Source organism: Arthrobacter mobilis, from assembly GCF_012395835.1.
In the GTDB taxonomy this organism is placed as follows: Bacteria; Actinomycetota; Actinomycetes; order Actinomycetales; family Micrococcaceae; genus Crystallibacter; species Crystallibacter mobilis.
Genome location: NZ_JAAZSQ010000030.1, coordinates 1 through 25,324, shown reverse-complemented (window position 1 = coordinate 25,324; position 25,324 = coordinate 1). Strand labels below are relative to the sequence as shown.

The following is a 25,324-nucleotide window of genomic DNA, read 5'->3' as shown; positions in this document are numbered from 1 at the left end:
GTCAGTCAACTCATTGGATTCCCGGTGCGGCGGTGCGGAAGCCGCAGTTGCTGCTGGCCGAGTCCTGCCCGTTGGAGCTGCGGGCGGCCACGCGGTAGCGGTTGCAGTACGAGTCGTGGCACAGGAACGACCCGCCGCGCATGACCCGCCCGCGACCGATGGTGGGCCCCTGCGGGTTCTCCGCCGGGGCCATGCGGTAGTACTTCGGCAGTCAGGATCCGAGCTTGCGGAGGATGGATTCCGCCTCGGCGACCATCGACGTGACGATCTCCGCCGCAGGCAGGATCTCATGAACCGTCTGGATGCCCTGGCCGGCGGGCATCATGCCTGTGGCCAGGTCACCGTCCTGATACCCGGTCTCGACAAGCGTGCCGGCCACGGCATACTGGCCGGGGAAATCCCGGATCTGGCCTTTCTTTTCTTCCCATTCGGAGGTCCAGTCGTTGCGGAATGCCCGCAGCGGCTTGCCCGTGTAGGACTTGGTGAGCACGGTGTCCCGGCTGTTGCCGGTAATGACCCGCTGCTTGAAGGCCTCGTGGCCGTATGCCTCGTTGGACGCGATAAAGCGGGTGCCGACCCAGACCGCGGCAGCACCAAGGCAGCGCGCGGCAGCCAGTCCCCGGCCGTCGGTGATGCCGCCGGCGGCGGCAACGGGTACGTTGACGGCATCGACAACGCCGGGGATCAGGGCCATGGTGCCCACATGCCCGGTATGGCCGCCGCCTTCGGTTCCCTGAGCGATGATGAAGTCCACACCTGCGCCGGCGGCACGCTCGGCGTGGCCGATCGAGCCGGCGAGGGCACCGACGATGATGCCTTCACGGTGGCAGCGCTGGACGAACTCGGCCGGCGTGGCAAAGGTCAGAATGACGACAGGCGGCTTTTCCTCCATAACAACTTCGACCTGGTCGTGGACGGCACCTTTGGTCAGCAGTGCTTCCACGCCGGTGAGCTTGGTCCGTTCAGCCGGGGAGAGGCGTCCCCACAGTTCACGGACCGGTTCCCACTGCGAGTCGTCGTCCGAGGTGAGGGCGTCGGGCAGGAGCAGATTGACCGCATAGGGCTTGTCGGTCCTTGCCTTGATGTTCCTGATTTCGGCCCGGAGGGCGTCGGGCATGTAGCTGACCCCTCCCAGGCATCCCATGCCGCCGGCATTGCTGACGGCCACGGTTAGGTCGGCCTGGGCAACACGTGCCATGCCGGCGGAGAGGACGGGATGTTCAATGCCGAGGAGTTCGGTGATTTCGGTCTTCATGAGGCATACCTCCTGTAGGGGACTCAGCAGGTGGGCTCGGCAAGTGCCGGCTGGCTGAGCCTGATTTGGTGGGCGATCTCGGCGGGTATCGGCCGGGACGATGCGGTGGCGGGGTCGACGTTGACGTACACGCTTTCGACGGTGCAGACGGGCCGGCCTGTGGTACTGAATGAGAACCGCAGCGTGAAGCTGGAGGTTCCGATTCTGGTGCAGACGACCTCGGCGTCCACCCAGTCGTCAAGATAGGCGGGACGATGGAAGTCCAGCGTGCTGCTGACCACGGAGGGATCGAACCCGGCCTGGAGGAGCTCAGGGTAGCTCCACCCAAGGCTGCGGAAAAACTCGGTCATCGCGACGTCGGCATACTCAAGGTAGCGGGAATTGAAGAGGAACTTCTGCGGGTCCGTCTCGTGATACCGCACCCTGAACCGATGGAAGAACACCTGGCTAGCCACCGATCCGGGTCCCCTGGCGCAACGATTCGTAGAACGCCGGGCGAATGAACTTCAGTCCCGGGGGCTCCGGATTATCCCTCGAAGCCGAGACCAGGGATGAGTCCAGGTCAGCGATAACGATGCCCTCCTGGCGGGTGTCTGCATGGGCTGCCAGCACCCCGTCGTTGAGACCGAAGGTCCGGTCCAGCGGGGTGGTGACCAAGGCGTAACCGGTGCAGTGCAGGGCACCGCCGTGAGGCAGTCCGTTGGAGCCGACCAGCGGAGATACCGCGACATAGAGCTGGTTTTCCATGGCCCGGGCGTGGGCCCCGTAGCGGACGCGGTTGGCGCCGCGACTGTTCCAGGTCAGGGAAGGGGCCAGGATCAGCTCGACCCCTTGCAGTGCCAGTTCCCTTGAAACCTCCGGGAACTCAATATCCGCGCAGATCTGCAGCGCCGTGGGGAAGCCGTCGATCCGCACCTGCGTGACCGTATCTCCCGGGGAGATGCCCATGGCCCGCTCCGGGGGCGTCAGATGCAGCTTGTCCTGGGTGTCCACCTGTCCGTCAGGATGGAAATAGTAACCGGTGTTGCGCAGGCTGCCGTCCGGCAACTGCCGGAAATGGCTGGCGCCGGCGATAACGATGCCGAATTGCTGGGCGATACCGGACATCAGGTCCACATAGTCGTTGGCGATTCGCGGAAACAGGCTCCGGTACACCTCATCGACACGGGACGGTGCCAGAGCCTCAGGATCCGGATGGCTGGCGAGCAGCCCTGTCGTGACCAGTTCCGGCAACAGGACCACTTGGGCCCGGGCGGCTGCGGCTTCGGCCACGACAGAGGCGACATGCTCACCGAATACCTCGAGGGATGGCTCGGCCCTGAGGGCGAACTGTGCGGTGGCGATCCGCAACCGGCTCATGCGACCGCTCCTTCCTGCAGAAGCAACTGCTTGAGGGCTTTTCGGTCGACCTTCTCCGTCCGTGCATTGATCGGGAATGCTTCAAGCGCCACGAAGGCCGTGGGGATCTTGTAACCGGCCAGCCGTTGGGCGCAGAAAGCCCGGAGTTCATCGGTCGCGGGCAGGTCGCCGCCCCGCGGGACAATCGCCGCCACCACCTGTTCGCCGTACTGCAGGTCCGGCAATCCGACGACGCTTACGGAACGCACAGAAGGGTGCTGGGCCAGGACAGCCTCGACTTCGGCGGGAGAAACGTTGCTTCCACCACGGATGATCATGTCCGAGATGCGCCCCTCGACGAACACGTAGCCGTCCTGGTCCACCCGCACCAGGTCGCTCGTGCGGTACCAGCCGTCCTCGGTCAGGACCTTGTTCGTCAGCTCCGGATCCTTCCAGTAACCGAGAAAATGGGCCGGACCCTTCCACTGTGCTTCGCCAACTGCTCCGGCCGGCACGTCGTTGCCGTCCGCGTCCACCACGCGCATCCGGGAACCGGGTGCAACGCGCCCGGACGAACCAAGCACAGGTACCGGATCCTGGACGGGGTCATAGGTGACGGCAGGGAAGCACTCGGATGCTGCGTACACGTCGTGCACCGGACAGCCCGTGAAGTCCGTCCAGCGGGCGAACACCGTTTCATTACGGGGTTCGCCACCGGAAATGCATAACCTCAGCGATCCCATGTCCGGACGCTCTGCCAAGGTGTCCAGGTACTCGGTGAGCTTCACGAACATGGTGGTCACACCTGCCAGGAAGGTACCCCGCAGCCGGGAAACGGCATCGATGATCATCTCCGGTTTGGTCCGGGGAAGAACTATGACTTCCCCGGCCCGGATCAGGGTCGCCATGGATGTGGTGACCAGACCGAAGGCCCAGGCCATGGGCAGGCATACGATAGTGCGTTCGGTTGCGGTGATGTGCCAGACCGCGGCATAGGCCTCGGCGCCGGCCAGCAGACCTGCATGTGAATGCATCACGGCCTTGGGTCGGGCCGTGGACCCGGAGGTGTAGCAGATCAGGGCCAGCTTTTCGGGGTCCGGGTCGGGCAGCGCGGCCAGTTCGACCAGGGACGGGGCACCGGCGAAGACTTCCGCAGGGTCAATAACGAGAACCGGAGGGGCGTCGGGAAGTTCGTCGATGACTGCCTTCGCCCGCTGGTCGGCGACAATCAGGGAAGCGCCGGAATTCTCAAGTACGTAGGATACTTCGGCCGGCCCTGATGAGGCATACAGGGTGACCAGGACCGAACCGGCCCGCCAAATGGCCGTGGCCGCTGCCAAGTAGCCGGCCGAATTGTCGGCCATGAGCACAACGTGCGTGCCGGTGGTTGCTCCTGCCTCTACCAGCCGGGCTGCAAGCCTGTCGGCAGCGGCATCCAACTCGCCGTAGGTGACAACCTGCTCATTATCGCGCAATGCCATCTTCAACGGCCGGGCAGCTGCCACGCTGCGCAGCCGAGTCGAAAACGTTTCGCACACCATCATCCGGCCCGCTTGAACATCACGACCCACTGGCCGTCCTGGCACACTTCGCCCTTCTGGTTGACCACCGACACATCGAACGTGACGATCCCGCGGTCCGGCTTGGAGGAGGAGGCCTTCTTGGCTGCCACAGTCTGCTCTACACGGATGGTATCCCCGATCCTCACCGGTCCCTTGAGGCTCCAGGTCATGCCCAGAAACGCAATTGCGGTTCCTTCCTTAATGCCCAGCCGGGACTCCAGGCCGGTCGCCACGGCGAACACTCCCGGACCGTGGAAGATCCGCCCGCCGAACTGTGTCTGCTTCGAGAATTCCTCGTCCGTATGCAGCGGGTTGAAGTCCCCGGAGAAACCGGCGAACAGGACCACGTCGGCCTCGGTGATGGTACGGGCCGGGGTCTTCCAGGACTGCCCGATCTCGAATTCGTCAAAATACAGTCCAGTGGAGCTCTGCGTGTCGACTGCTACGTCCATTACGTCCTCACAAATTCCGGGAGAAGGGAAGCGCTGAGGCAGTCTCATTCCTCGGCGCCGCCAATTTCAGCGTATTGCAATCCTGACGGGGGCGCCGCGGGGAATCCATTGACATTCAACCGAAAAGCACAGGCGTCTTTCAGTACTCTTCCAGTCGGGGCTCGCCGGGGCCTACCATGGAGCGGAAACTCCGTGGGGACTTGGCCGGCATCGCGGCTCGCTCAGAACTCCCCTCAGCGATGGCGTTATTTTTTGTGACTCTTCCAATTCTCACTCCACCCAGCGGCTCGTAGTGTCAGAACCGGGTCGACGCGATCCATGACACACCGCAAGCAGACTGGAGCACCATGCGCATCTGTTTCCTGAACCCCTTCGGGACGGAGAAATACGACAATCTTATTAAGGAAGTGCTCGTTCCTTCCCTCCGCGAAGAAACCGAACTTGAAGTCTGGCATCTGAACGCAGGGCCCCGGAACCTGGACTACTACGCACCGAAGCAGCTGGTTCAGGTGGAGATCCTCAAGGCTGCCAAGGCCGCCGAAGAGGCCGGATTTGATGCGTTTGTCATCGGCTGCCTCTATGACCCCGCGCTGACCGAGGTCCGCGAACTCGTAAGCATTCCCGTGGTCGGGCCGCTCGAGGCGTCAACTGCGATTACCCGCATGTTCGGGCACCGGTACGCGGTGGTGACGGATCATCACAAGGCGGTTCCCGAACTCAAGGACCGGCTGAGGGTATACGGCACGGACGTCAACTGCCTTGGGGTCGAAGCCGTCGGCTGGTTCGTGGACGACATGGTCGAGGATCCGATGTCAGTGGCGGAGGAAACCTACGGCCATGTCCAGGACATCATGAGACGTACCGGAGCGGAAACCGTGCTGATCGGCTGCACCATCGTCTCAGCCTGCTACGAACTCGCGTACCTGCGCGGAAGGAAGGAACTGGGGGAACTGTCAGTCATCAACCCGAACCTGATCGCCGTCAAAACCGCCGAGATGCTCGCGGATATGAACGCGGCCGGCCAGTACCGCCTGGCGCGTACCGGCTACTACCAGAACCTTGCCGCACACGATCCCGGCCAGGCCGCCGAGGTCGACCCTTATTTTGAAAGTACGCTCTACGCTCCGGAAAGGATCGGATAAATGACTTCCTCAGTACTCGTCGTCGGGGGCGGCCTCGTCGGCACCTCAACCGCCTACTTCGCCGCCCGCGAGGGGCTGAACGTTACCCTGCTGGAACAGAAACACATCGCCTACGGTGCCTCCGGACGGAACCCCGGCTTCGTGTGGCTGCACTGCCGCAACCCAGGCTGGGCACTGAACATCTCGCTGAAAGGACGGGCACTCTACGACCAGCTGAAGGAGGATCTGCCCGTCCCGTTCGAATTCCGGGCCGAAGGCGGCCTGATCTACTTCCACGACGAACGCCAGGCCCCGATCTTCAAGGAGTTCGTCGAGGCCCGCCAGGCTGACGGCCTGGACATGACGCTCCTGGACGGCAAGGAAGTCCGGGAGAAGGTCGGCCCGATCCGCGAGGACGTCGTTGGAGCCAGCTTCTGCGCCAATGACGCCCAGATCAACACCCCCACCGTGGTCAATGCGCTTGCAGCGGGTGCCCGGGCCGAAGGGGCCGACCTGCGCGAGGGGGTTACGGTTACCCGGCTCATCGTCTCCGGAGAGCGGATCATCGGAGTCGAGACCAACGAAGGCAATTTCTTCGCCGACAAGGTGGTCATTGCATCCGGGGCGTGGACCGAGAAGCTCATGCGGGCCAGCGGCTACGAGGTCCCGATCGGCCGGGAACGCCTGCAGGTCATGGCCACCAAGCCCCTGCCGGCCCAGATCAAACCGGTGGTCTACGGCCCGCTGGCGGCAAAAACCTACACTCTGTTCCGGAACCTGCCCTCGTGGGACGGCAGCCTGTTCCATAGCAAGATCGAAGAAGAGACGGGTTTGGAGCTGCTGACGCTGGCGGCTCAGCGGGCCAATGGTGAAATACTGCTTGGCTGCCCCATGGATTATCCGGCCGAAGTGGATCTCTTCCCGAGCCTTGAGGGTCTCGGCGCCATCGCCACGGACATCATGAACGATTTCCCGGGACTGCGGAAGGTGGGCATCGACCGCGTCTGGGCCGGTGTCCTGCCCTTCACTTCCGACATGGTCCCGGTCATCGACGAGATTGCTCCGGGCCTGATCATGGCCGCCGGGCACGTCTTCGGGAATTCCGCCGGTCCGATGAGCGGAAAGCTGATCAGCCAGCTGCTGACCGGCAGGGAGCCTGAAGTCGACATGACCGAGGTGCGCTGGGACCGCCAGCTGGACCCGGTTGTCCCGGGGCTGTCCGTGCAGTGGTAGCCACCCCGTAGGCTGCTCTCGCCCGGAGGCCTGCGGCCGGGGCGCCGGGACTTGCGTCCCGGCGCCCCGGTGCCATACCGTCCGGCGAGATATGCCCCGACACTTTGGAGCGCCTTCATGGGTTACAACCGTACCGTTCGGATTTCGCTGGGGGATGTCGACTCGGCGCAGGTGATTTTCTTTCCCACCGTCTACCGGTGGCATGAATACAATTTCTCCGAATGGCTGGCAGCAAACTTCCGTCCGCTGCGTGAGATTCTGGCCTCAGGCTTCGGACTCCCGGTCGTACATTCTTCGGCGGAATACCTGTCGCCGCTCCATCAGGACGACTCCGTGACGCTGGAGTCGTGGGTGGCCGACATCGGCAGGACATCCCTCACCTTCCGCACCAATGTCCTGGAGGGGGCAGGCGTCGCGGCAATTGTGGAAACGAAGCACGTCTGGGTCGCGTTTTCCCCGGCTGGCGAATTCAAAGCTGCCCCTTTCCCGGCCGAACTGGCAGCTGCGTTAACCACCGATGTAAGTCCCGGCTAACCCCGCACCCCCGGACAGCAGCACGTCCCGCGTTCTTCCACCGGAGGAAGAACGCGGGACGCCACGGGCCGCGGAAGGGCAGGTTAGTCATTGACCTGCGCGATAACCTCGATCTCGATGAGATGCTGGGGATCCCACAGGCGGGGGACCTGGATACCGACGCTTGCAGGTTTCGTATCCCCGAACACCTCGGAACGTAAATCCGAGAGCAGCGCAACATCTTCGATATTGGTGACATACATGGTCGTCTTCACGACGTCGTCGAATCCGGCGCCGGCGGCATCCAGGATGCTTGCGAGATTTTCGAAGACCTGGCCTGCCTGGGTGACAATATCGTCTCCGACCGTTTTCCCGTTGGCGTCGACCGGGACCTGTCCGGTGGTGTAAACCATGTTCCCGGAGCGAACTGCGTGGCTGTAGTGCCGGCCCAACGGAACCTGCGGTGCCGTAATTTCCTTGCGCAAAATATGCGTCTCCCTTTGGCTTGGAATCAGTGTGGGGGCGAGGCCATCGAAAGCCCCGGCGGGCTTGGCCGCGTTCCCCTGCCGTGTATCGGCAGGGGAACGCAGGGTCGCGTCATTAATCGTTGCCTAGCCGCCCAGCATCAGCAATTAGAGGACTGCCAATTGATGCCTGGCAACCTTCGTATTGTTTCCAATTCCCTGCCCGCCGTCTGAGCCATACCTTTTTTGCAGCACATTGCGTTCTCGGTCGAAAGGCCGTGACGTTGACCGGCTTGCAGCCAGAAACTCCTCAGGAAAGGCCAGGATGAACGTGGCAATGCAACAAAGCACAAGCCCACCGACCGCAGCCGCGGAATCCCGCTATGCGGCTGAAGCGCAAAACGTGACAGTGGAGTTCCATGGGCACAAGGCCGTGGATAACGTCTCCCTCGGGATAGCCAAGGGCGAAGTATGCGCGATTATCGGGCCGAGCGGCTCGGGCAAGAGTACGCTGCTGCGCACCTTCAACCACCTCCAGGAACCGACCAGCGGACAGATTCTGATCAACGGCAGGCCGACCGTCCCCGGCAGCCGCAAACCCAAGCCGGCCGACCTGATGCAGCTGCGGCGGACCGTCGGGATGTGTTTTCAGTCGTTCAACTTGTTCCCACACCTGACCGCCTTGGAAAACATCATGCTGGCCCAGACCAAGGCCTTGGGACGAAGCAAGGATGAGGCCAGGGAACGCGGCCGGCACCTCCTTGAACGCGTCGGTCTGGAGGCCAAGGCCAATGCCCGTCCTTCCCAGTGCTCCGGCGGGCAGCAGCAGCGCATCGCCATCGCCCGCGCCCTGGCCCTTGACCCGGAAATCATGCTCTTCGACGAGCCCACCTCCGCCCTCGATCCGGAACTCGGCGCAGAAGTCCTGGCTGTCATGCGGGAACTGGCAGACTCCGGTATGACGATGCTGGTGGTCACCCACGAAATGAATTTCGCCGAAGACGTGGCCGAGCACCTGGTGTTCATGGCCGACGGGGTCATCGTCGAACAAGGCGACCCGTCCTCCGTTCTCCGTTCCCCGCAGCAGGAGCGCACACAAAAGTTCCTCCGGGCGGTGAACGGGCGGTGACCGGAATCCTCGCCAGCTTTAGCGCGATCATCGCGGGGCTGGGCACTACGCTGCTGCTGGCCGTGGGTGGTTTTGTCCTCGGAGCGGTTATCGCGCTACCTCTGGCATGGGCCCGGGTCTCGTCCTTTCCCGCCCTGCGGTTTTTGGCAGGGGGATACATCGAGATCGTCCGCGGCATTCCCCCGATCGTCTGGCTGTTCGTCCTCTACTTCGGCCTGACCCAGTTCAACCTGCAGCTGACCAGCCTTGGGGCTGCCGTTCTCGGCCTGGGTGTCATCTCTTCCGGCTATATCGCCGAAATCTACCGTGCCGGCCTCAGCTCGGTTCCAGGAGGACAGCGCGAGGCAGCCCAGGCGCTGTCCCTGCCCCTGACATCGTCGTTTGTCCATGTCACGGCTCCGCAGGCCCTTGTGGCGGTCATACCGCTGGCCGTCGCCTACTTCATCGGACTGCTGAAAGACAGTGCGGTGGCCTCGGTCATCGGTGCCCAGGACATCACGGCCATGGCGCTGGCCCTCAGCAAGCGTTCGCTTGACGGCCTGACGGTCTTCGCCATCGCCGGCGCGGTCTACCTAATCATCAGTTTCCCCGTCGCCATGTTCGGCCGCTGGCTTGGACAGAAGGCGGCTTCCCGATGGGCGGTGCGGGTATGAATACCGACAGCTGGTCCGATCTCCTGGCAGACCTGCTGCCCGGGCTTGCCCTCAGCCTGCAGCTGACCGCGGCGATGCTGGCCATGGGCCTTCCGCTCGGTCTGCTCATGGCTGTCGGACTGTCCCAGAAGCGAAAGTACGTCTCGGTCCCCACCCTTGCCCTCGTGGAGATTGGCCGCGGCATCCCGGCTCTGGTCCTTCTCTACATGATCTACTTCGGGCTGCCGCAGGCGGGAATGTCGCTGGACGCGTTCCTCTCGGCCGCGGTGGGTCTGGCCATCAGCTTCGCCTCCTACACCAGCGAAGTGTTCCGGGCCGGCCTTGCCGCCGTCCCGCATGGACAGCGGGAAGCCGGCCACGCGCTCGGCCTACCGCGCACGGTCATCTTCCTCCGCGTACTTCTGCCTCAGGCACTAAAGATCATTGTTCCGCCCTTGCTCGGCTGGGCCATCATCTACTTCCAAGCGACCTCACTGGCCTTCGCCCTGGCAGTGCCAGAACTGATGAGCCGAGCCTATGTCCTGGCAACTACCAACTTTCAGTACCTGAACATGCTTGCCCTTGCTGCAGGGCTCTACGCTGCCATCTCGATTCCCCTCTCCCTCCTATCCGAACACATGAACCGCCGCGGATCCCGAACCGCAACTTCCTGACTACCTGCTGAAACGAGGAATCCCATGAAAACGCTTATCCGCCGTGGCACCATCGCCCTGGTCCTGCTGGGCGCGGCTGCCCTTTCCGGATGTGCCGCCGACGCCCAAACCACGGTCGCATCAGACTGTGTTCCCGCCTCGAAGTTCAACACCCTTCATGAAGGCAAGCTGAGCGTTGTGGGCCCGGATTACCCGCCCCTGTTCACTTACCAGAACTCGAAAATTGACGGCGTGGACGGCAAGATCCTGGAGTCCTTTGCGAAGGCGAACTGCCTTGAGCTGGACGTCAAGGTGCTGCCTGCAGCCGGCGTGATCGAGGCGGTCAAGGGCCGGCAGGCCGATGTCGCAGCAGGCGGTTGGTACCCCACCGAGGAGCGGGCCAAAATCGTGAACCAAAGTGAACCTGCCTACGGGGATCCGGCCGTGCTGGTGGGAAAGAACCCGTCCGGGCAGATCGAAGACTACGAGGGCAAGACCATCGGCACTACCCAGGGGTACCTCTGGGTAGACGACCTGGTGAAGTGGGCCGGAGACAAGGCCAAGCTCTACCAGTCACCCGACGCCGTTTACCAGGATCTGCTGAACGGCCGCATTGATGTGGCCATGATGGCAGTCAACGAGGCAGCCGGCCGGCTTGATCAGTCCCCGGACTCCGGGCTGAGCTATGTCGAGATGGCGGAAACCCCTCTGATCGAAGCCACCCAGCATCCCTCGGTGACGAACCTGCCCCATACCAAGGGCAACACGGAACTGACCGAGGCTATCAACAGCCATCTCGAAAAGATCCGGAATGACGGCTCCCTGGCCAAGATCCTCGGAGACTTCGGGATCGACGAGTCGCAGGCAAAGCCGGAAAGCGAGTAGGGCCCGCCAAGATCACGAATACGGACAGCGGCACGACCGGCACGACGAGCGTGCCGCTGTCCACATCGGACGCATTTGCGGTCCATCACAGGCAGGCTTACAGTCCGGCGTCAGGTATAGCCCCTGCCAACGCACACCGCAGACTTCACCGTAGAAAGGTTCTCCCCGTGACGAGAGGGTATTCGGCCGGCGGCACCATTACCACGGAATCGGGCCCGCAGCGGTCCAAGGAGGCAGCCATGTCCGGACAAGGGTCTTCCAGGACGGAGCCTTTGACCTGTGAGGTCGGATGCCGGTTCTGCCTGGGACCGGAGACGGACTAACATTCCTCAGGATTGGCTGATCCGTCCGTCAAGGTTCCTGCACTATAGGCCCGGGGACGGAATCTGCCGCCAACTAGAGCTTTCAGGGCGTCATTCCGCGGTATCGGCAGTCTGGCACGAAGGACGCCAATACAAGCCTTCAGAGTGCTAATGAAGCAAGGTCTGCATATCGTGTGTTTTCCAGTTCCGAGCCGTGATAGTCCACATAATCTCACGCAAGGGAGAAACTCCTGCCAAGCCGGTGCCTGTCTACGTCACTGGTTTTGCAAGGAGTTTCTCCTTTGCCATCTTCGCTTGATGGTTCATGCCCGCAATTCCCATCAATCCGGATTACTCTAGGGATCGTCAAACACCGCCTGTCATCTGTGGTCACTGACCGGCAACGGGCAGTAACCGGACCCCTGCTCCCGCCCGCGGGGAAACTCCCCAGGCCGGGACGGACAGCCCGGGAAATGGCCGACAGGCAAAGCAATGTGGCTCCAATAAGGGGATCTACGGCGTGGACGAGCCGTAGATCTAGGAGGAAGGCTGCAGTACTGCCCGGGGCCGATTTACACGCCAACGCAACCCGTCAGCCGGCCGTTGCTTGATGACCTGTTCGCCGCGGGTCCGCTTCACGGACCCCAGGAAACACAAAGCAAGACCGATGTGCCACTGCCGTGGGCCGGGGAAAGGCAAAAACGATGGCAATTATTCGCCGATCCGGTAACGCCCTGACGGCACGAACCGGGGCCGACGGGGCCTTTGAGGCCGACCAGCACGGCCGCGAACTGAGACCGGACAACCTCAGCTGTCAGGGCATCATGGCAGGGCGGTATTCCTTGTGGAGCTCCAAAGTCTTCCCGCTCATCAGTCATGCCGTAGGGACCCTCGCTCAGGTCATACGGCGACGCTATAGGCATCACGGCGGTGCCGGGTAATGAGTACCCCCTATCCACGTATCGTCCGGCGGACACGATAGATGCGTCGCGGGCCCGGGCACCTGCGAACGCCGAAACGGCGCCGGCCAGAGGTCAGAAGGACCTGGTCCGGGCGTCGAGCTGTTCGGTGCAGCCGAAGGGGACCGCGTCGCTCAGTCCGACGGTGAAGTGCCCGTGGCCCAAGCGAGTGACCAGGATGCCGTGGCTGCGGCCCAGCAGGGCGACATCGATCATCCGGTCGACTGCCGCGTCCAGGCAGCGGTCCATCATGAACCTGTCGCGGACCTTAACTTCGACGACGGTGTCAGTTTCGGTGTTCATGACCTTGCCCCTTCGTGTTCGGAGACCGGCAGGACCGTATGACCCTGCGCCTTCTCGTACAGGGCCCGGGGTTCGATCCCGTGGGCTGCAATCCAGAGCGCGTCCGCAGCGGCGGTTACGGTCTCCACCTGGCCGGTTCGGATGGTGCGCCCGTCTTTTTGGATCTGCACCTGCAGGCCGGCCAGGTCATTCCACTCTGCGCGGATTCCCATGAGGATGCCTTTCATATCGCGGTTTGTTGATGCATGTGCGCCAAGGCGCTGCCCGCCACATGCCGCTGCGCTCAGTGCGGGATCCTGCAGGAAAGACAGGCCGCGCCAGCCGACGGTGCAAGGCATGGCCGTGCCGTGAACTTCGACGCCGACGCGTACGAGGTCAGGGCGTTGCGGCAGTTCCTTCGGTCACTTCAGGCGGTGGCATCGGCACCCCGGTATGGAGTCGCCCGTGTTCACCTGTCAGGCGGATCTTCCCCCTGCCTGTGTCTTATCCAGCTACGGCAATAAGGGACAGGCTCTAGTCTTGCCAGCAGGCGGCAATGTCGCTGATGGGCGCGAACCAAACATCGGAGTGCTGGCTGGCGTGTTCAAGGAAACGCTCGAACATGAGCAGGTGGTGGCCGCGGCCGATTGTCTGGGGGTGGACGGTAAGGGCGTAGACTCCGCCGGGTACCCGTTCGTGGGCGAAATCGAACAGGTCGGTCCATCGTTTGAGTACGTCGTCGGTGGAGGCCATGCCGACGCTGCGGGGGAGGTTCTCCAGGGGCGGGAAGTCGTCGAGGTACCAGGAGACGGGGATCTCCAGCACGCTGCTGGGAGGGCCGAAGACGTTTCCCTCCTCCCGGCTTTGCCTGATCACCGGGCGGGGGCGGTACGGCTCGAAGTCCCTGCCCATCAGCGAGGAGTCCCAGGTGAACTCGAACTCTTCCAGCAGCTGCAGGGTTGTCTCCGAAAAGTCCCAGGCCGGTGAGCGGTAACCTGCCGGCCGGCTGCCCACGAGCTTTTCGTGCTGCTTGAGCTGCAGCTCCATGAGCCGGCGTTCCTCATCGGCTTCGAGTTTGGGAATGTATTCGTGGTAGACGCCGTGCGCGGCGATTTCGTGGCCGTGGTCCATCACGGCTTCGCACTGGGAGGGGAAGGTCTGGAGTGTGTGCGTCGGGATGCACCAGGTGGTCCGGATGCCGAAGCGGCGGAAGGTCTCCAGCACGCGTGGCACGCCGACTTCGGCACCGAACTCCCCGCGCGAGAGGTATGCCGGTGAGGTGTTCCCGAAGGAACCCATCCAGACGCTGTGGGCATCGAAATCCGCGGAAACGGACACCGCGAGCCGCTTTCCTTCGGGTAAGGCCAAAGGCATGGATTTGTCCTTCTCTTAGTCGTGGGGCCGCTAGATCCAGGCCAGGTTCTTCTCGCCGGAAACGAGTCTGCTTCCGATCAGGCTGTTGAGTACTCCGTTGGAACCTTCGCCGGCGAGGAAGAGGGCGGTGTCGCGCAGGATCCTGGCGAACCGGTAGTCCTCGGTGTACCCGTTGCCGCCTGCCAGCTCCATGGCCTTCAATGAGGCCGCGACCGCGGCGTCGGTTGCGACCACCTTCGCCGAGGACGTTTCCACGTCGTGCCGCCCGCCGTTTTGCTTGAGGACGGCCGACCACAGGGTCAGCGCCTTCGCAGCAGCCAACTGGTTGCCGACTTTGGCCACGTCGGAACGCACGGCCGGCATATCAGCGACCCGAGTGCCGAAGGCCTCGCGCTGACGGATGTACTCCACCGCATTCCAAAGCGCGCTTCGTCCCACCCCCACAGCTGCCGAAGCGACGGCAATGCGGCCGACTTCGAGTGCGTCCATTACCTGACCGAACCCCTTGCCGGTTTGGCCGCCAACCAGCCTGTCGTGGGGAATCTCCACGCCCTGCACTTTCAGCTCGCAGGTCTCGATGCCTTTGGTGCCCAGCTTGGGAAGTTTGCGCTGTACCACCCACTCGTCGCGTTTGAGCAGAAAGAGGGACAAACCCCGATGGCCCTGGACGTGTTCATCGGTCCGCGCCAGGATGAGCATGGAATCGCTGTGATCCGAGTGGGTAATCAATGTCTTGTGCGCGTCAATGACCCAGCCAGCGGTGGTGCGCCGGGCCGTGGACCTGATGTTCTGCAGATCCGATCCGCCGTGGGGTTCGGTCAGGGCCAGACAGGAGATGATCGCACCGGACAGCAGGTCGGGCAGCCATCCGGCTTGCTGCCCGGGCGTTCCATGGTGTTTCAGCGTCCAAACCGAGGAGGTGTGCGCGTTGGCGATCGGGATGAGGCTGAGCCAGCCGCGGGCCAGTTCCTCAAGGGCGAGGGAATAGGTCACGAGGCAGCGTGAACTGGCGGAGAAAAACCCGAGCTGCCGCATCCGGTCCACGAGTTCGCCCGGATACTGCTCCGCGGCGTCCATCTTGTCCGCCACCGGGATGACTTCGTCATCGACGAAAGCCGTGACATCTTTCAGGAACTGCCGGTCGTCTTCAGATACGTGAAAGTCCATAGGGAGGTGTCCTGTCATTGGACCGGCCCGCGGAGAGTCCGGGGCGATCCGAGGAAAAGTTTTCGAGGGGCATGGCCGGTTCTTCCCCGGCGACCAGCTGCGCCATGAGCTGGCCGCTGAACGGGCCTGTCCCGGCGCCGTTGGAATGGCCGGTGTTCACGAACAGGCCTTCCACGTTATCGATGATGGGCAGACGGTCCGGGGTGCAGCCGACGATCCCGGCCCAAAGCCCGGTGACGCCCAGATCTCCGTACTCGGGATGGCGCTGCAGGATCGTGTCAATCATCATCCGCGAAGCATTCAAAGTGATGTGCGGGTTCAGGGACCCGGCTGCGTCCAGGGTGTGGCCGATCAGCAGGTTCCCGTCGGCGCCCTGAATGACGCTGTCGTCGTAACCCAGCCTGCCGCTCAGTCCCTTGTCGGCATCGAAAACGGCTGGGTCAAAGGCCGGCAGGGTTTCGAGCACGCTGTTGCGCTGCGCCCCGAACGGGCCGCGGGCTATGGCCTTCAGCCGGCTACGGATGGGCTGGGTCGTGAGCAGCCCGACCCGCAGCAGCTCCAGGGGAAGACTGATACCCTCGGCTTCCAGATTGGCCGCCCACGGCCCCGCGCACCAGACCACGCCGCCACCCATGATATTGCCCCGCACCGTCCGTACGCCGGTAATGGAGTCCCCGTTACGGACCAGGCTGAGCACCGGCGTGTTCTCGTAGACGCGTACGCCGAGCCGGCTCGACAACTGGTTGAGGGCCCGGACGAACTTGGAAGTGTTCACCTTGGCGTCATCGGCCGAGTAGACGGCGCCGAGAGCTGTCTCCGGAACACCTGGTGCGATTTCACGTGCCTGGTCCACGGAGATGAATTCGGCGGAGATCCCGAGCCTGCGGCGGTCCTCTGCGTAGTCCGTGAGGATTTCCCGCTGCTGCTCCGTTTCGAAGAAGAATACGCCGCCGCAACGGTCAAAGTCATAGGTCCGCCCGAGATCGGCCTCCAGGCCGGCATAGAGTTCGGTGCTGCGGCGGAGCAGCTCCAATTCCGCTCCGCCGCGCGCCGTCTGGAACCACAATCCGCCGGAGTTGCGCCCGGAGGCACCGAACGCCATAAAACGCTGCTCGACGAGAACGACATCGAACCCGCGCTGGTTCAGGGCGTAGGCAGTCGAAACCCCCACGATCCCGCCGCCGACAACGACGATGTCCGCCTGGTCCAGCAACATGGCAACTCCTTCACATCCCGGCACGCATCAGGTTGCGTGCCATCCTCCGTCAACATGGATCACCTGGCCGGTGATGTAACTTCCGCCCTCACCGGCCAGGAAAACCACCAGTTCGGCCACCTCATGAGGCTGACCCGACCGTTTCAAGGGAATCAGAAAATCCATCAGTTCGGGAGAAGCCCCGACACCGCGGTTCATGTCAACCAGGTCTCCGAGCTGATCACCGGAGTTGGCCCGGATGTTCGTGGCGGTCACGCCCGGGGCAACGACATTGGCTGTAATGCCCTTGGTACCTACGTCTATCGCCAGACGGCGGGTCATTCCCTCGATGCCGGCCTTGCTTGCCGCATAGGCAAGGCCATCTGCGGCACCGTGCTGTCCGGCTACGGAACCGATGTTGATGATCCGCCCCCCTTTGCCGGCCATGGCTTCCACGGCTGCCTTGCAGCCGTTGTAGTACCCGGTCAGGTTCACATCGATGATCCGCTGCCACAAGGCGGGCGAGGTCTCGTAGATACTTGCGTATCCGTCGAATATCCCGGCGTTGTTCACCATGACGTCCAGTCCGTCGTTGCCGGCGGCTTCCTGGACGAAAGACTCAACGGCGGTGTAGTCGGACACGTCGACCTGGACGGTATGCACGTCACCGCGCAGCGAGGCCTTGGCCTCTGCCAGTCGTTCCGGCGAGATGTCGGCGATATAGACGGTGTCTCCCAAAGCGGCAAATCCTGCCGCGATGGCATGTCCGATTCCTGCACCGGCTCCTGTGATGGCTACTCTGCGGCCCATCCGGCCTCACTCCAATCCTTGTGGAAGTCTTTGACAGTTTCGTCGTAAACGGCGGTTCCTTCGGCAACCGTGCGGATCGGGCGTCCCTCCTGCAGCTCTTCCGAGACATGGGCGATCACCCCCGGAAGGGTCGAAAGGATCGCCAGCCCGGTTGTTTCCTCCGGCGTGAATCCCATTTCGACCAGGACAAGGGCCATCATGCCCACGTCGTTCAGGACGATGGACTCCTTGCCCGGAAGGCTGGTGAAGACCTTGACAATCTTCTCGAAAAATTCCGCCCGTTCGCCCCAGACTCCTGCCTGGACAGCCTGTTCCTTCAGTCGCGCGGCACGGGGATCGACATAGCGGAATACGGGGTGGCCAAGACCCGGGATGCGCTGCTTCGCGGCACGCAACTCGGCAACAATCTCGGTGGCCAGCTGGTCGGGGTCCTGGTTGCCGGCTTTGAGACGGGCATAGGCATCAAGACAGAACCGAGCTGCCTCGGACGGATCCACGGTCACCTTGCCGACGCCGAGGATTCCGGCTGCCAGCGCCGCGCTCATGCTGGGATTGGCGGAAGCTACGTAGCGCGCGGCAACCGTCCCGGACTTTTGCAACGAATAGTCCAGGATTGCAGACAGAACCGTATCCACCAGGCCGGCCTCGGCCGGCCTGGGCAGACGGCCCTTCAACAGAAGGAAGGTGGCGGCGGAGAACGGAATCTTTCCGATCATCTCCTCCAGGTCATAGCCCCTGATGAAGACTTTCGAATCCGTTACCCGGCTCACCGCCGTCGACCAGTAGGCAGCGTTCTCTTTGTCCAGCGTTTCTGGGCTCACTGTGTTGGTCATGTTCTCCCGATCAACTTTGCACCTGCTTCGGCAATAACACCTGCCTGCTTGAAGCTTAGGAGGACAGCGAAGCTGAACCTATTGGGCCAACTCTGACTATGCCCTGTCATTTTCGTAAATCCACCAAAGCCAAACTGATGCTTCACGGCAACAGGGCCGATAAACTCCCCATACAGAGCAAGAACCCCGGGCAGACACCCCGGGGTCACCGGATATAGAGGGACCATGGCGACGAATAGTGGTTGCACGATCGGCGACCTCGTGGAGTCCCCGGCACTTCAGCTGAGACCGCTTTCCCAGGCCGATCCGTCAACCATCATTAGTTCAGCGCAGATAGTCGCGGCCAGCCAGCACATAGAGGGGCTGGGCGAAGGGGAACTGATCCTCGTCGTCGGCTGGCTGCCGGCGGACGCCGAGGACGTCAAACGGTTCATGAAGTACGCCGTGGAGGCGAAAATCGCCGCGGTAGCCTTCCCCGAGTCCTCCACCCAGCAGTATCTGTCCTCGCTTGCCCCGGCTTTGGACAAGGCAGGGATTCCGGTTTTGGAGATTCCACAAGCCACCCGCTTCGCGGACGTCATCGATACGATCAGCCGTTTCCACGCGAGTCCCGACTCCGTCCGGTTTCATCGGCTGCTGACCATGCAGCAGTCCCTCGTCGCGGCCCTCGGGCTCGACGAACCGCAGGGAGCGCTCGTCAAGAAACTAGCCAGGCTGTCCGGAGCCAGCGCCGGCATTGCCGCAGCCAGCGGCGATGTTGAGTTCTCGGAGGGCGTGCTGCCGTTCCACATGATGCGCCGGGAAATAGGAGACTCGCAGCATCCGGAAGTTGAAATCAGGGCCTCCGGCTGGAACGCCCTGGCCGTTCGCCTGACGGACGCCGCGTCGAAACCAACGCGCTGGCTCATCGTCGGCGCACGCCGCGAGCACTTCGTCGATGCCTTCGTCCGGGCCGCTGCCCGGGTCACCGTCTCGTTGCTCGACGCCGTCGAACGGATCGATGTCATTGAAACCAAGCAGGCCCGGGCGGTGGGAAGCTCCGTTTTGAACCAACTGCTGGCCCTGCAACCCCAGGACAATCCCGAAGTGCTGGCCGAACGTGCAGCCTCACTGGGCATTGGTTTCAACCAGGAAGTCCGCGTCCTGGAGATCGAACGCTACGGCTCGGGACGGGGCGCTGGAAACCACGGATCCCTTGTTGACCGGATCCACCAGGCATTTCCGGCACATTCGTCGGCCCTCCTGGCAACGGCCACCAAGACCGGCGCAATCGTCCTGATTGAGGCCGCACCGACGGTACGTGCCGACGGCGTGGCGAAGCTCCTCGCTGAGGATGGAGGCCTGCTGATTGGCGTCGGGCGTGCCGTGACGCATGTCCGCGATGTTCCCACGGCCCACCACGACGCTGTCCTCGCATCACAGCACGCCCGCAGGCAGGGAGATTCCAGGCTGGGCAGCTACGACGATTTCAATTTCGTCACCCGCCTGATGGCCCATGTCGGCCTCGACCGCATGACCGACTGGTCATCCGACATCCTGGGGCAGGTCCGGGCCAAACCCATCCTGCTGGAAGCGGTCCAGGCCTACTTCGACGCCCAGCTTGACGTCATGGCAGCCGCAAACGCGCTCCACATCCACCACAACTCGCTGCGCTATCGCCTCCAGAAGATCGAGGAGATAGTGGGAGGTTCGCTCCGCTCACCGGAGGTCATCGCCTCCGTGCAGATGGCCCTGATGGCCGAGCGGGCCGGCCAGCGCACCCGTGCCATCCGGCCGGGCGAACGCCCCCGGGCATCCGGTGCCCGGGACACTGCCGCCATCGACAACCCGCTGGACGGTTCTTTCCAGGAGGAACGGCTGACAGTACTTGGCGCGACGATTCCGGACTAAGTGTGCCCGAATGGCGGCCCGGCGTAGCAGGAGCCCTGTTGCTGCTACCGGGGATGCGGCGTGTGGGGAGTCAAATCGGTACATGATGCTTCGGGTGCTTCGCTGTGGCTGCGCACCGCCGTCACGAAACCACTGACAGTTTCGCTCACACGAGGAGGCAGAGCGAACCTGCGTGGGTTTTGAGATGTCCGGGAAATCGTTCTGGCCCGGCCATACGGCCATCTTCCATAGAGCACCTCGGCCGAACCTGTCCTTCCCGTCGGGCCGGCGCAGCCCGTGCAGGACGTTAAGGAGCCGGGCATCCCCAAAGGTGCGGTTGGCAGGCCGGCGTTTCTTCCGGGCACGCAAGACAGTGCGTACCGGACGGCTGAAGGAACGTCCCAGGCATGGATGGAATCCTTGCATCAGAAAGAAAACGGCATCAACCTGGGACGGCCCAGGGTATACGCACCAGCCTTTGCCGCAACGCAGCCGCACTAACCAATAGCATCCTGAGGTCCGCGAGCTGGCGCAACCACGACTCCTACCAGGCCTGTCCCCGAACACCCCAGATGCCAATAGGCGGGTCTCCGCTGATGACTCCGGGCCAATCGCGGCCCGCCCGTTAGTGTTCCTACGCCGATACTGTCACTCCGTATATTTTCCAATAGCCCGCGGTGTGATCCAGGACCTAGTCTCGAATCAGTGAAACGAGCGCGCGCACAGCACGACAGCTGCGCCGGCCTCCAAAGTCCAACTTGGCGTTGGCAGAGCGGTCGCCCCGCTGCTTTCGAGCACGTGCGGTGGCCAAAGATCCATAGGAGCCACCATGTCGATACCAACTATGACAAATGTCGAAGACCTTCCGCTGAACAGCTTTCACAAGCGGCTTACCGTCTATTCCGCAGGCGGGCCTTTTCTCGACGGTTACGTGCTGAGCATTATCGGAGTGGCGCTGGTGCAGGCGGGCCCACAGCTGAACATGTCGGCATCGTGGGAGGGCCTGATCGGCGCGTCGGCGCTTATCGGGGTCTTCTTCGGAGGTTTTCTCGGCGGGTGGCTGACCGACAAGTTCGGCCGCCAAACGCTTTACACCCTGGACCTGATCGCCATCATTCTCTGTTCAGTTGCGCAGTTCTGGGTCCAGGACGTTTTCTGGCTATTCGTCCTGCGACTGCTCATCGGTATTGCCGTCGGCGCCGACTACCCAATCGCGACATCTCTGCTGGCCGAATTCACACCAAAGAAGTATCGTGGTCCGCTCATCGGAGCCCTGATCGTCATGTGGTTCGTGGGGGCTGCAGTCGCATACGTGGTCGGAGAACTGCTCCTGCATCTGGGACCTGACGGCTGGCGCTGGATGTTGGCCAGCGGTGCCCTGCCTGCCGTCGTATTCGTGATCCTGCGTCACGGCACGCCGGAATCGCCGCGGTGGCTGGCCAACAAGGGCCGTGTGGATGAGGCGCGGGCCGTAGTCCGGCGTGTATTCGGAGATAACGCCAGCCTTGAGAGCCTTTCCGCCGACGAACACGGTGAAAGGATCGACACGAAGGTCCTTTTCCGGTCCGGCTACGGAAAGCGGATGGTTTTCATCTCCATCTTTTGGACGTGCTCGATCATTCCCCTTTTCGCGATCTACGCCTTCGCCCCGAAGATCCTTGATGCACTCGGCCTGACCGGTCCTATGGCCAATATCGGTTCGGCGGTCATCACCATCCTCTTCCTTGTGGGCTCCCTGGTGTTTGTCCTGCTCATCAACCGGATGGGGCGGCGCAAGGTGATCCTCCACAGCTTCCTGTGGTCAGGTGTCGCACTCTTGGGACTTGGCCTGTTCCCGCAGTCCCCGGCTCTGGTCATATTGATGCTGTTCGCCGCCTACGCGGTCTTCATTGGAGGGGCCCAGATCCTGCAATGGGTCTACCCCAATGAACTGTTCCCCACCGAAATCCGCGGAAGCGCGGTCGGGCTGGCTTCGTCCCTTAGCAGGATCGGTGCCGCCGCCGGAACCTATCTCGTCCCATGGTCCCTCGTCGAACTGGGAATTGGCATGACGATGATGATTGCCGCCGGCATCACGCTGCTCGGTTTCCTCGTCAGCTGGCGCATGGCGCCCGAAACGAAAGGCCTGAGCCTGGATGAAGCAGCGGCCCTGTAGCATACCGAAGTTCCCGATACCGGTCGTTAGATCGCTGCACGGCCGACCATCCGCCTGTCTCGCCATCGGGGCATGTGGGACAGCAAAGTGAGACACCCAATGTCAACGGCTGCGTCCGGGACCGGCCGGACATGACCTCCGGTTGTCGGCGGATTGATTTCAGGCCAGGTCCGGGAATTCGTCCAGGGTGAACCCGCACGCGCAGCGGTAGGTGCACAGTCCGGCAGGCCGGTCCTGCACCGGCTCCTCGTCCGGCACGGAGGGCAGGATCACGAGAGGCTGGGTGATCGGGGGCGGTTCCGTTCCCAGGACCTGCATGGGTTCGCCGCAGTGGATATGCGCCGCCAGGATCCGTGTCAGGGAATCATCGGGCACGTCCCCGTCCACGGTCCGCTGCCGGTTCCATTCGCCGGGGCGGCGGCGGAGGCAGTGACTCCGGTTCCGCCCACCGATTCTGCCCGTCCGTTGAGGACGCGAACACAGGAAACAGTCCCCGCATACCGGCCTGCCTCTTCTCCGCCGGTGTCCTCGCCGGCGGAGTCCATCCCAGACCGCTCCCCCGCCGCTCCCAAGCCGCCGGCGGGACAGGGGCCGAAGCTGCCCCTGTCCCGGGTCCGGTGCCTGCCGGACCCGTACCCGGGCGTGGCGGTTACATGGCACAGGCAGCGGCCGCTGCCCGAGATGCGCTCTTCGCGCCCAGGCGTTCGGGGTGCCCGCCTGGACGATGTGCCGGGAACCGGCCGGCCTGCCAGAACCTGTGCACAAGCAGGGCGGCCACGACGGCCGGGGCGTATGGGGCAGCCGGTCAACGCTGTTGCCCCAGGTTGCCCCGGGCCCTGGCGTTCCGGCGCCGGTCCCTGGGTGTCGACAACCGTGAGCCCCCTGGCTAGAGTGCGAGCCATGGAGTGCTTCGCAGCGGGCAGAACCCGCGCCTGAGGGAAACGGCCCGCCGGGCCGTGATCAGGACCGCTGCCGCCGGCAGCGGTGATCCCCCAAACCCTCAGATGAAAGGCCTCCCATGGACATCCGTCCGCTCACACCCCGGGACCTGCCCGTCCTCCTTGATCTCGCGATCGAGACTTTCGGTCCGTTCTACGAAGGCTCCTACCGGCCACTTGTCGGCGAAACCGTCTTCCGGAACCGCCACGGTGAGTGGCGCGAGGATTACCGCAGGCATCTGGCCGCCCTCGACAATCCCGAAGCGGGCCGGTCCGCAGCGGTTGCCGAAGACAGCGGAACCGTTGTCGGTTTCGTCGGCTGGGTCGTGCAGCCCGACCAGGCCCACGGAGAGATCGACATTATTGCTGTCAGCCCGTCCGCGCGCCGGCGCGGGGCCGGCAAGGCACTTGCCGAGCACGCAGTCGCACAACTGAAGGACTCCGGCGCCCGCGTCATATCCATTGGCACAGGCGGTGACGACTTCCACGCCGCTGCCAGCGCCCTCTACGAAGCCTTGGGCTTCACCCCGTTCCCCATCGTTAACTACACCAAGGCAGCCTGAAGGCGTCGGACGGGTGGGCCGGGCCTCCCGGCCCACCTGCCGGTCCAGAAGGTCAGCTGATCCGCGGCTCGCCGAACGCCAGGCGATGCCGCACGCCGGGCAAGAGCCGCTCGTGCGGCCTGCCCTGCCGTCCTATAAGACGGTGGGCTAGCGCGGCACTGAGATCTGAGAACTTATGCAAAGGCTGAATGACCTGCGCCTCCCGAACTGAATGCATGACAGTCCTTGAAACCGTCCCATTTGGCTGCTTCAGCGAGAGAGACCTCGTCCCGACACATTCACGTTTATCGACTCTTCTATGAAGCTTCTATATCTCGTCAACCCCCGATTTCGCCGCCGGCGGCGGTGTTGAGGTGGCGGTAGAGGCGTCGGGCCAGATAACGCTTGAGGCAGCGGCGGATCTCGCGGTCTGTCTTGCCTTCTGCGCGGCGCCTGTTGGCATAGGAGCGGGTTTGGGGGTGGTGGACCATGCGGACCATCGCGATAACGTTCAGGGCGCGGTTGAGACGCCTGTCGCCGCCGCGATTGAGCCGGTGCCGAGTGGTATTGCCCGAGGAAGCCGGAATCGGGCTCACACCGGCGAGGGCGGCGAACGCGGCCTCGTCCCTGATCCGTCCTGGGTGGGACCAGGCGACCAAAACAGTGGCGGCGGTGACGGGCCCGATCCCGGTTTCATCGACCAGGGCGGCAGCGGGGCTGGCGTCGACGAGATCACCGATCCGGTTGTCGCTGTCCCTGATCTCGGCGTCGAGGACAAGGATTCTCTTGGCCAGCCGGACGGCTTCGGTACGGGCGGTCGCCGCGGCAATGCCCTCCTCGCGTGGACGCCAGCGGGAGATTTCGGCGATCTTCCGGGCCCCGAGGGGATGCCGGGCGTCGATCCCTAGATCGGCGATGCGCACGAGGGCTGTCAGGGCGTTCACGGCCCTGGTCCGTTCCCCGGTGAGCTCGTCACGGGCCGTGAGGAGGATCTGGGCCGCTGCCCGAACGCCTTCGTCCATCCGCGGGGTGCGCAGCTGTTCTACGGTGAGCGGGAGCACGGCTGCGGCGATGCGGCGGGCGTCGATCGGGTCCGACTTGCCGATCCCGCGCCGGCCGGCCCTGCCCATCCGGGCCGCTTCAACCGCCCGGTAGCCGGCAAGCCCCGCCTGACGGGCGACTTGGGCTCCGTAGCTGCCAATGCCCTCGATGACCCACAGCGCGCCGAGGTCTCCGCCGGTGCGGCGTCCGGCCCAAGCGATCGCGCGGGCCCTGCCCGCATGTGTGTTGGGGAAGGCCTCCGTTCCCAGATGCTCGCCATTGGCGGCGAGCACAGCGTAGGTGTGGGTCCTGGCGTGGGTGTCCACGCCGATGACGAACGAATATGTGTGGGCGACAATGGTGCTCACGCGATCAGGGTTCCTCTCCATGAGACAGTGTTCCCGGCCGCTGCGGACCGGCGCCGTGACCGGGAGAGGTCACTTCGAGGCAGAACTGTGATGGGCCACGACCCCTGAAGGGTCGGGCAGGCTTCTGATCAGGCCACCGAAATGGGCCGGGTCGGCGCCGGCCGCCCGCCGCGGTCGGACAGTTCATAGGCAAGGCACCCAAGGGGGCCGGTTTTGTCATGCGTCACAACTGCGGCGAGGCGACCAACACCA

The 25,324-nt window shown here is 63.5% G+C and carries 25 protein-coding genes and 1 pseudogene; 10 read left to right on the top strand and 16 right to left on the bottom strand.

The window, feature by feature from the left end; translation table 11 throughout:
- Positions 1-10 precede the first annotated feature (10 nt).
- The 6 genes and pseudogenes from HGG74_RS19580 to HGG74_RS19555 all read right to left on the bottom strand — a co-directional run.
- A pseudogene (locus HGG74_RS19580) lies at positions 11-211 on the bottom strand (formylglycine-generating enzyme family protein); the annotation flags it as partial.
- Entirely contained in the window at positions 212-1,255 is a 1,044-nt protein-coding gene (locus HGG74_RS19575; RefSeq protein WP_168489102.1) for an NAD(P)H-dependent flavin oxidoreductase, read from the bottom strand.
- A 23-nt stretch (positions 1,256-1,278) separates the two neighbouring features.
- Entirely contained in the window at positions 1,279-1,710 is a 432-nt protein-coding gene (locus HGG74_RS19570) for an acyl-CoA thioesterase (RefSeq protein ID WP_205762228.1), read from the bottom strand.
- Positions 1,703-2,614 (bottom strand): nitrilase-related carbon-nitrogen hydrolase, encoded by a 912-nt coding sequence (locus HGG74_RS19565; protein ID WP_168489101.1) that lies wholly within the window; start codon positions 2,612-2,614, stop codon positions 1,703-1,705. Before HGG74_RS19565 ends, HGG74_RS19570 begins: the two co-directional genes overlap by 8 nt.
- Complete coding sequence (locus tag HGG74_RS19560) at positions 2,611-4,098, bottom strand: class I adenylate-forming enzyme family protein (RefSeq protein ID WP_168489100.1); 1,488 nt, start codon at positions 4,096-4,098, stop codon at positions 2,611-2,613. Before HGG74_RS19560 ends, HGG74_RS19565 begins: the two co-directional genes overlap by 4 nt.
- A gap of 35 nt (positions 4,099-4,133) precedes the next feature.
- Positions 4,134-4,607: a MaoC/PaaZ C-terminal domain-containing protein gene (locus tag HGG74_RS19555; RefSeq protein WP_168489099.1), complete on the bottom strand. Its 474-nt coding sequence runs from the start codon at positions 4,605-4,607 to the stop codon at positions 4,134-4,136.
- A 347-nt stretch (positions 4,608-4,954) separates the two neighbouring features.
- On the opposite strand from HGG74_RS19555, the gene HGG74_RS19550 reads away from it, so the two are divergent.
- The 3 genes from HGG74_RS19550 (at position 4,955) to HGG74_RS19540 (ending at position 7,495) form a co-directional block, all read left to right on the top strand.
- Positions 4,955-5,749, top strand: coding sequence for an aspartate/glutamate racemase family protein (locus HGG74_RS19550; RefSeq protein ID WP_168489098.1), 795 nt, complete (start codon positions 4,955-4,957; stop codon positions 5,747-5,749).
- Positions 5,750-6,961 carry an NAD(P)/FAD-dependent oxidoreductase gene (locus tag HGG74_RS19545; RefSeq protein ID WP_168489097.1) on the top strand — a complete coding sequence of 404 codons (1,212 nt, stop codon included), beginning with the start codon at positions 5,750-5,752 and terminating at the stop codon, positions 6,959-6,961. It abuts the gene before it with no gap.
- 117 nt (positions 6,962-7,078) lie between these two features.
- Positions 7,079-7,495: an acyl-CoA thioesterase gene (locus HGG74_RS19540; RefSeq protein ID WP_168489096.1), complete on the top strand. Its 417-nt coding sequence runs from the start codon at positions 7,079-7,081 to the stop codon at positions 7,493-7,495.
- An 83-nt stretch (positions 7,496-7,578) separates the two neighbouring features.
- Here the strand turns inward: HGG74_RS19540 and HGG74_RS19535 are convergent, their stop codons facing one another.
- Positions 7,579-7,959, bottom strand: a complete 381-nt coding sequence (locus HGG74_RS19535) for a RidA family protein (protein ID WP_168489095.1) — start codon at positions 7,957-7,959, stop codon at positions 7,579-7,581.
- Between the two features lie 382 nt (positions 7,960-8,341).
- On the opposite strand from HGG74_RS19535, the gene HGG74_RS19530 reads away from it, so the two are divergent.
- Genes HGG74_RS19530 through HGG74_RS19515 form a run of 4 tightly spaced genes read left to right on the top strand, consistent with a single transcriptional unit; the run spans position 8,342 to position 11,237 of the window.
- Positions 8,342-9,067, top strand: coding sequence for an amino acid ABC transporter ATP-binding protein (locus HGG74_RS19530; protein WP_312856918.1), 726 nt, complete (start codon positions 8,342-8,344; stop codon positions 9,065-9,067).
- Entirely contained in the window at positions 9,064-9,720 is a 657-nt protein-coding gene (locus HGG74_RS19525; protein WP_168489093.1) for an amino acid ABC transporter permease, read from the top strand. The genes HGG74_RS19530 and HGG74_RS19525 overlap by 4 nt, the downstream gene beginning before the upstream one ends.
- Entirely contained in the window at positions 9,702-10,373 is a 672-nt protein-coding gene (locus HGG74_RS19520; RefSeq protein WP_246263090.1) for an amino acid ABC transporter permease, read from the top strand. The genes HGG74_RS19525 and HGG74_RS19520 overlap by 19 nt, the downstream gene beginning before the upstream one ends.
- A 24-nt stretch (positions 10,374-10,397) precedes the next feature.
- Positions 10,398-11,237, top strand: coding sequence for a substrate-binding periplasmic protein (locus tag HGG74_RS19515; RefSeq protein WP_168489092.1), 840 nt, complete (start codon positions 10,398-10,400; stop codon positions 11,235-11,237).
- A 1,336-nt stretch (positions 11,238-12,573) separates the two neighbouring features.
- Here HGG74_RS19515 and HGG74_RS19510 read toward each other — a convergent pair.
- The 7 genes from HGG74_RS19510 to HGG74_RS19480 all read right to left on the bottom strand — a co-directional run bounded on the left by HGG74_RS19510 (position 12,574) and on the right by HGG74_RS19480 (position 18,159).
- Positions 12,574-12,801 (bottom strand): hypothetical protein, encoded by a 228-nt coding sequence (locus HGG74_RS19510; protein ID WP_168489091.1) that lies wholly within the window; start codon positions 12,799-12,801, stop codon positions 12,574-12,576.
- Complete coding sequence (locus HGG74_RS19505) at positions 12,798-13,013, bottom strand: hypothetical protein (RefSeq protein WP_168489090.1); 216 nt, start codon at positions 13,011-13,013, stop codon at positions 12,798-12,800. Before HGG74_RS19505 ends, HGG74_RS19510 begins: the two co-directional genes overlap by 4 nt.
- Positions 13,014-13,314: 301 nt before the next feature.
- The gene (locus HGG74_RS19500) at positions 13,315-14,154 is read right to left on the bottom strand and encodes a polysaccharide deacetylase family protein (RefSeq protein ID WP_168489089.1); all 840 of its coding nucleotides are present in this window, start codon (positions 14,152-14,154) and stop codon (positions 13,315-13,317) included.
- Between the two features lie 30 nt (positions 14,155-14,184).
- Entirely contained in the window at positions 14,185-15,321 is a 1,137-nt protein-coding gene (locus tag HGG74_RS19495) for an acyl-CoA dehydrogenase family protein (RefSeq protein ID WP_168489088.1), read from the bottom strand.
- Positions 15,302-16,537: an NAD(P)/FAD-dependent oxidoreductase gene (locus HGG74_RS19490; protein ID WP_168489087.1), complete on the bottom strand. Its 1,236-nt coding sequence runs from the start codon at positions 16,535-16,537 to the stop codon at positions 15,302-15,304. The genes HGG74_RS19495 and HGG74_RS19490 overlap by 20 nt, the downstream gene beginning before the upstream one ends.
- A 27-nt stretch (positions 16,538-16,564) precedes the next feature.
- Positions 16,565-17,326, bottom strand: a complete 762-nt coding sequence (locus HGG74_RS19485) for an SDR family NAD(P)-dependent oxidoreductase (RefSeq protein WP_168489085.1) — start codon at positions 17,324-17,326, stop codon at positions 16,565-16,567.
- Positions 17,311-18,159, bottom strand: a complete 849-nt coding sequence (locus HGG74_RS19480) for a citryl-CoA lyase (protein ID WP_168489083.1) — start codon at positions 18,157-18,159, stop codon at positions 17,311-17,313. Before HGG74_RS19480 ends, HGG74_RS19485 begins: the two co-directional genes overlap by 16 nt.
- 225 nt (positions 18,160-18,384) lie before the next feature.
- Here HGG74_RS19480 and HGG74_RS19475 point away from each other — a divergent pair, with 225 nt between their 5' ends.
- The gene (locus HGG74_RS19475) at positions 18,385-20,049 is read left to right on the top strand and encodes a helix-turn-helix domain-containing protein (protein ID WP_168489081.1); all 1,665 of its coding nucleotides are present in this window, start codon (positions 18,385-18,387) and stop codon (positions 20,047-20,049) included.
- An 823-nt stretch (positions 20,050-20,872) separates the two neighbouring features.
- The gene (locus HGG74_RS19470) at positions 20,873-22,183 is read left to right on the top strand and encodes an MFS transporter (RefSeq protein ID WP_168489106.1); all 1,311 of its coding nucleotides are present in this window, start codon (positions 20,873-20,875) and stop codon (positions 22,181-22,183) included.
- A 159-nt stretch (positions 22,184-22,342) separates the two neighbouring features.
- On the opposite strand, the gene HGG74_RS19465 is transcribed toward HGG74_RS19470, so the two are convergent.
- Entirely contained in the window at positions 22,343-22,558 is a 216-nt protein-coding gene (locus HGG74_RS19465; protein WP_168489079.1) for a hypothetical protein, read from the bottom strand.
- 643 nt (positions 22,559-23,201) lie between these two features.
- On the opposite strand from HGG74_RS19465, the gene HGG74_RS19460 reads away from it, so the two are divergent.
- Complete coding sequence (locus tag HGG74_RS19460) at positions 23,202-23,684, top strand: GNAT family N-acetyltransferase (RefSeq protein WP_168489078.1); 483 nt, start codon at positions 23,202-23,204, stop codon at positions 23,682-23,684.
- Between the two features lie 317 nt (positions 23,685-24,001).
- On the opposite strand, the gene HGG74_RS19455 is transcribed toward HGG74_RS19460, so the two are convergent.
- Positions 24,002-25,072 carry an IS110 family RNA-guided transposase gene (locus HGG74_RS19455; protein WP_312856917.1) on the bottom strand — a complete coding sequence of 357 codons (1,071 nt, stop codon included), beginning with the start codon at positions 25,070-25,072 and terminating at the stop codon, positions 24,002-24,004.
- Positions 25,073-25,324 lie beyond the last annotated feature (252 nt).

Coding starts and splice junctions, on each gene's coding strand:
- HGG74_RS19575 (WP_168489102.1), bottom strand. CDS start 1,255: ATGAAGACCGAAATCACCGAACTCCTCGGCATTGAACATCCCGTCCTC.
- HGG74_RS19565 (WP_168489101.1), bottom strand. CDS start 2,614: ATGAGCCGGTTGCGGATCGCCACCGCACAGTTCGCCCTCAGGGCCGAG.
- HGG74_RS19555 (WP_168489099.1), bottom strand. CDS start 4,607: ATGGACGTAGCAGTCGACACGCAGAGCTCCACTGGACTGTATTTTGAC.
- HGG74_RS19550 (WP_168489098.1), top strand. CDS start 4,955: ATGCGCATCTGTTTCCTGAACCCCTTCGGGACGGAGAAATACGACAAT.
- HGG74_RS19545 (WP_168489097.1), top strand. CDS start 5,750: ATGACTTCCTCAGTACTCGTCGTCGGGGGCGGCCTCGTCGGCACCTCA.
- HGG74_RS19540 (WP_168489096.1), top strand. CDS start 7,079: ATGGGTTACAACCGTACCGTTCGGATTTCGCTGGGGGATGTCGACTCG.
- HGG74_RS19520 (WP_246263090.1), top strand. CDS start 9,702: ATGGGCGGTGCGGGTATGAATACCGACAGCTGGTCCGATCTCCTGGCA.
- HGG74_RS19515 (WP_168489092.1), top strand. CDS start 10,398: ATGAAAACGCTTATCCGCCGTGGCACCATCGCCCTGGTCCTGCTGGGC.
- HGG74_RS19510 (WP_168489091.1), bottom strand. CDS start 12,801: ATGAACACCGAAACTGACACCGTCGTCGAAGTTAAGGTCCGCGACAGG.
- HGG74_RS19505 (WP_168489090.1), bottom strand. CDS start 13,013: ATGGGAATCCGCGCAGAGTGGAATGACCTGGCCGGCCTGCAGGTGCAG.
- HGG74_RS19500 (WP_168489089.1), bottom strand. CDS start 14,154: ATGCCTTTGGCCTTACCCGAAGGAAAGCGGCTCGCGGTGTCCGTTTCC.
- HGG74_RS19495 (WP_168489088.1), bottom strand. CDS start 15,321: ATGGACTTTCACGTATCTGAAGACGACCGGCAGTTCCTGAAAGATGTC.
- HGG74_RS19490 (WP_168489087.1), bottom strand. CDS start 16,537: ATGTTGCTGGACCAGGCGGACATCGTCGTTGTCGGCGGCGGGATCGTG.
- HGG74_RS19485 (WP_168489085.1), bottom strand. CDS start 17,326: ATGGGCCGCAGAGTAGCCATCACAGGAGCCGGTGCAGGAATCGGACAT.
- HGG74_RS19480 (WP_168489083.1), bottom strand. CDS start 18,159: ATGACCAACACAGTGAGCCCAGAAACGCTGGACAAAGAGAACGCTGCC.
- HGG74_RS19475 (WP_168489081.1), top strand. CDS start 18,385: ATGGCGACGAATAGTGGTTGCACGATCGGCGACCTCGTGGAGTCCCCG.
- HGG74_RS19470 (WP_168489106.1), top strand. CDS start 20,873: ATGACAAATGTCGAAGACCTTCCGCTGAACAGCTTTCACAAGCGGCTT.
- HGG74_RS19460 (WP_168489078.1), top strand. CDS start 23,202: ATGGACATCCGTCCGCTCACACCCCGGGACCTGCCCGTCCTCCTTGAT.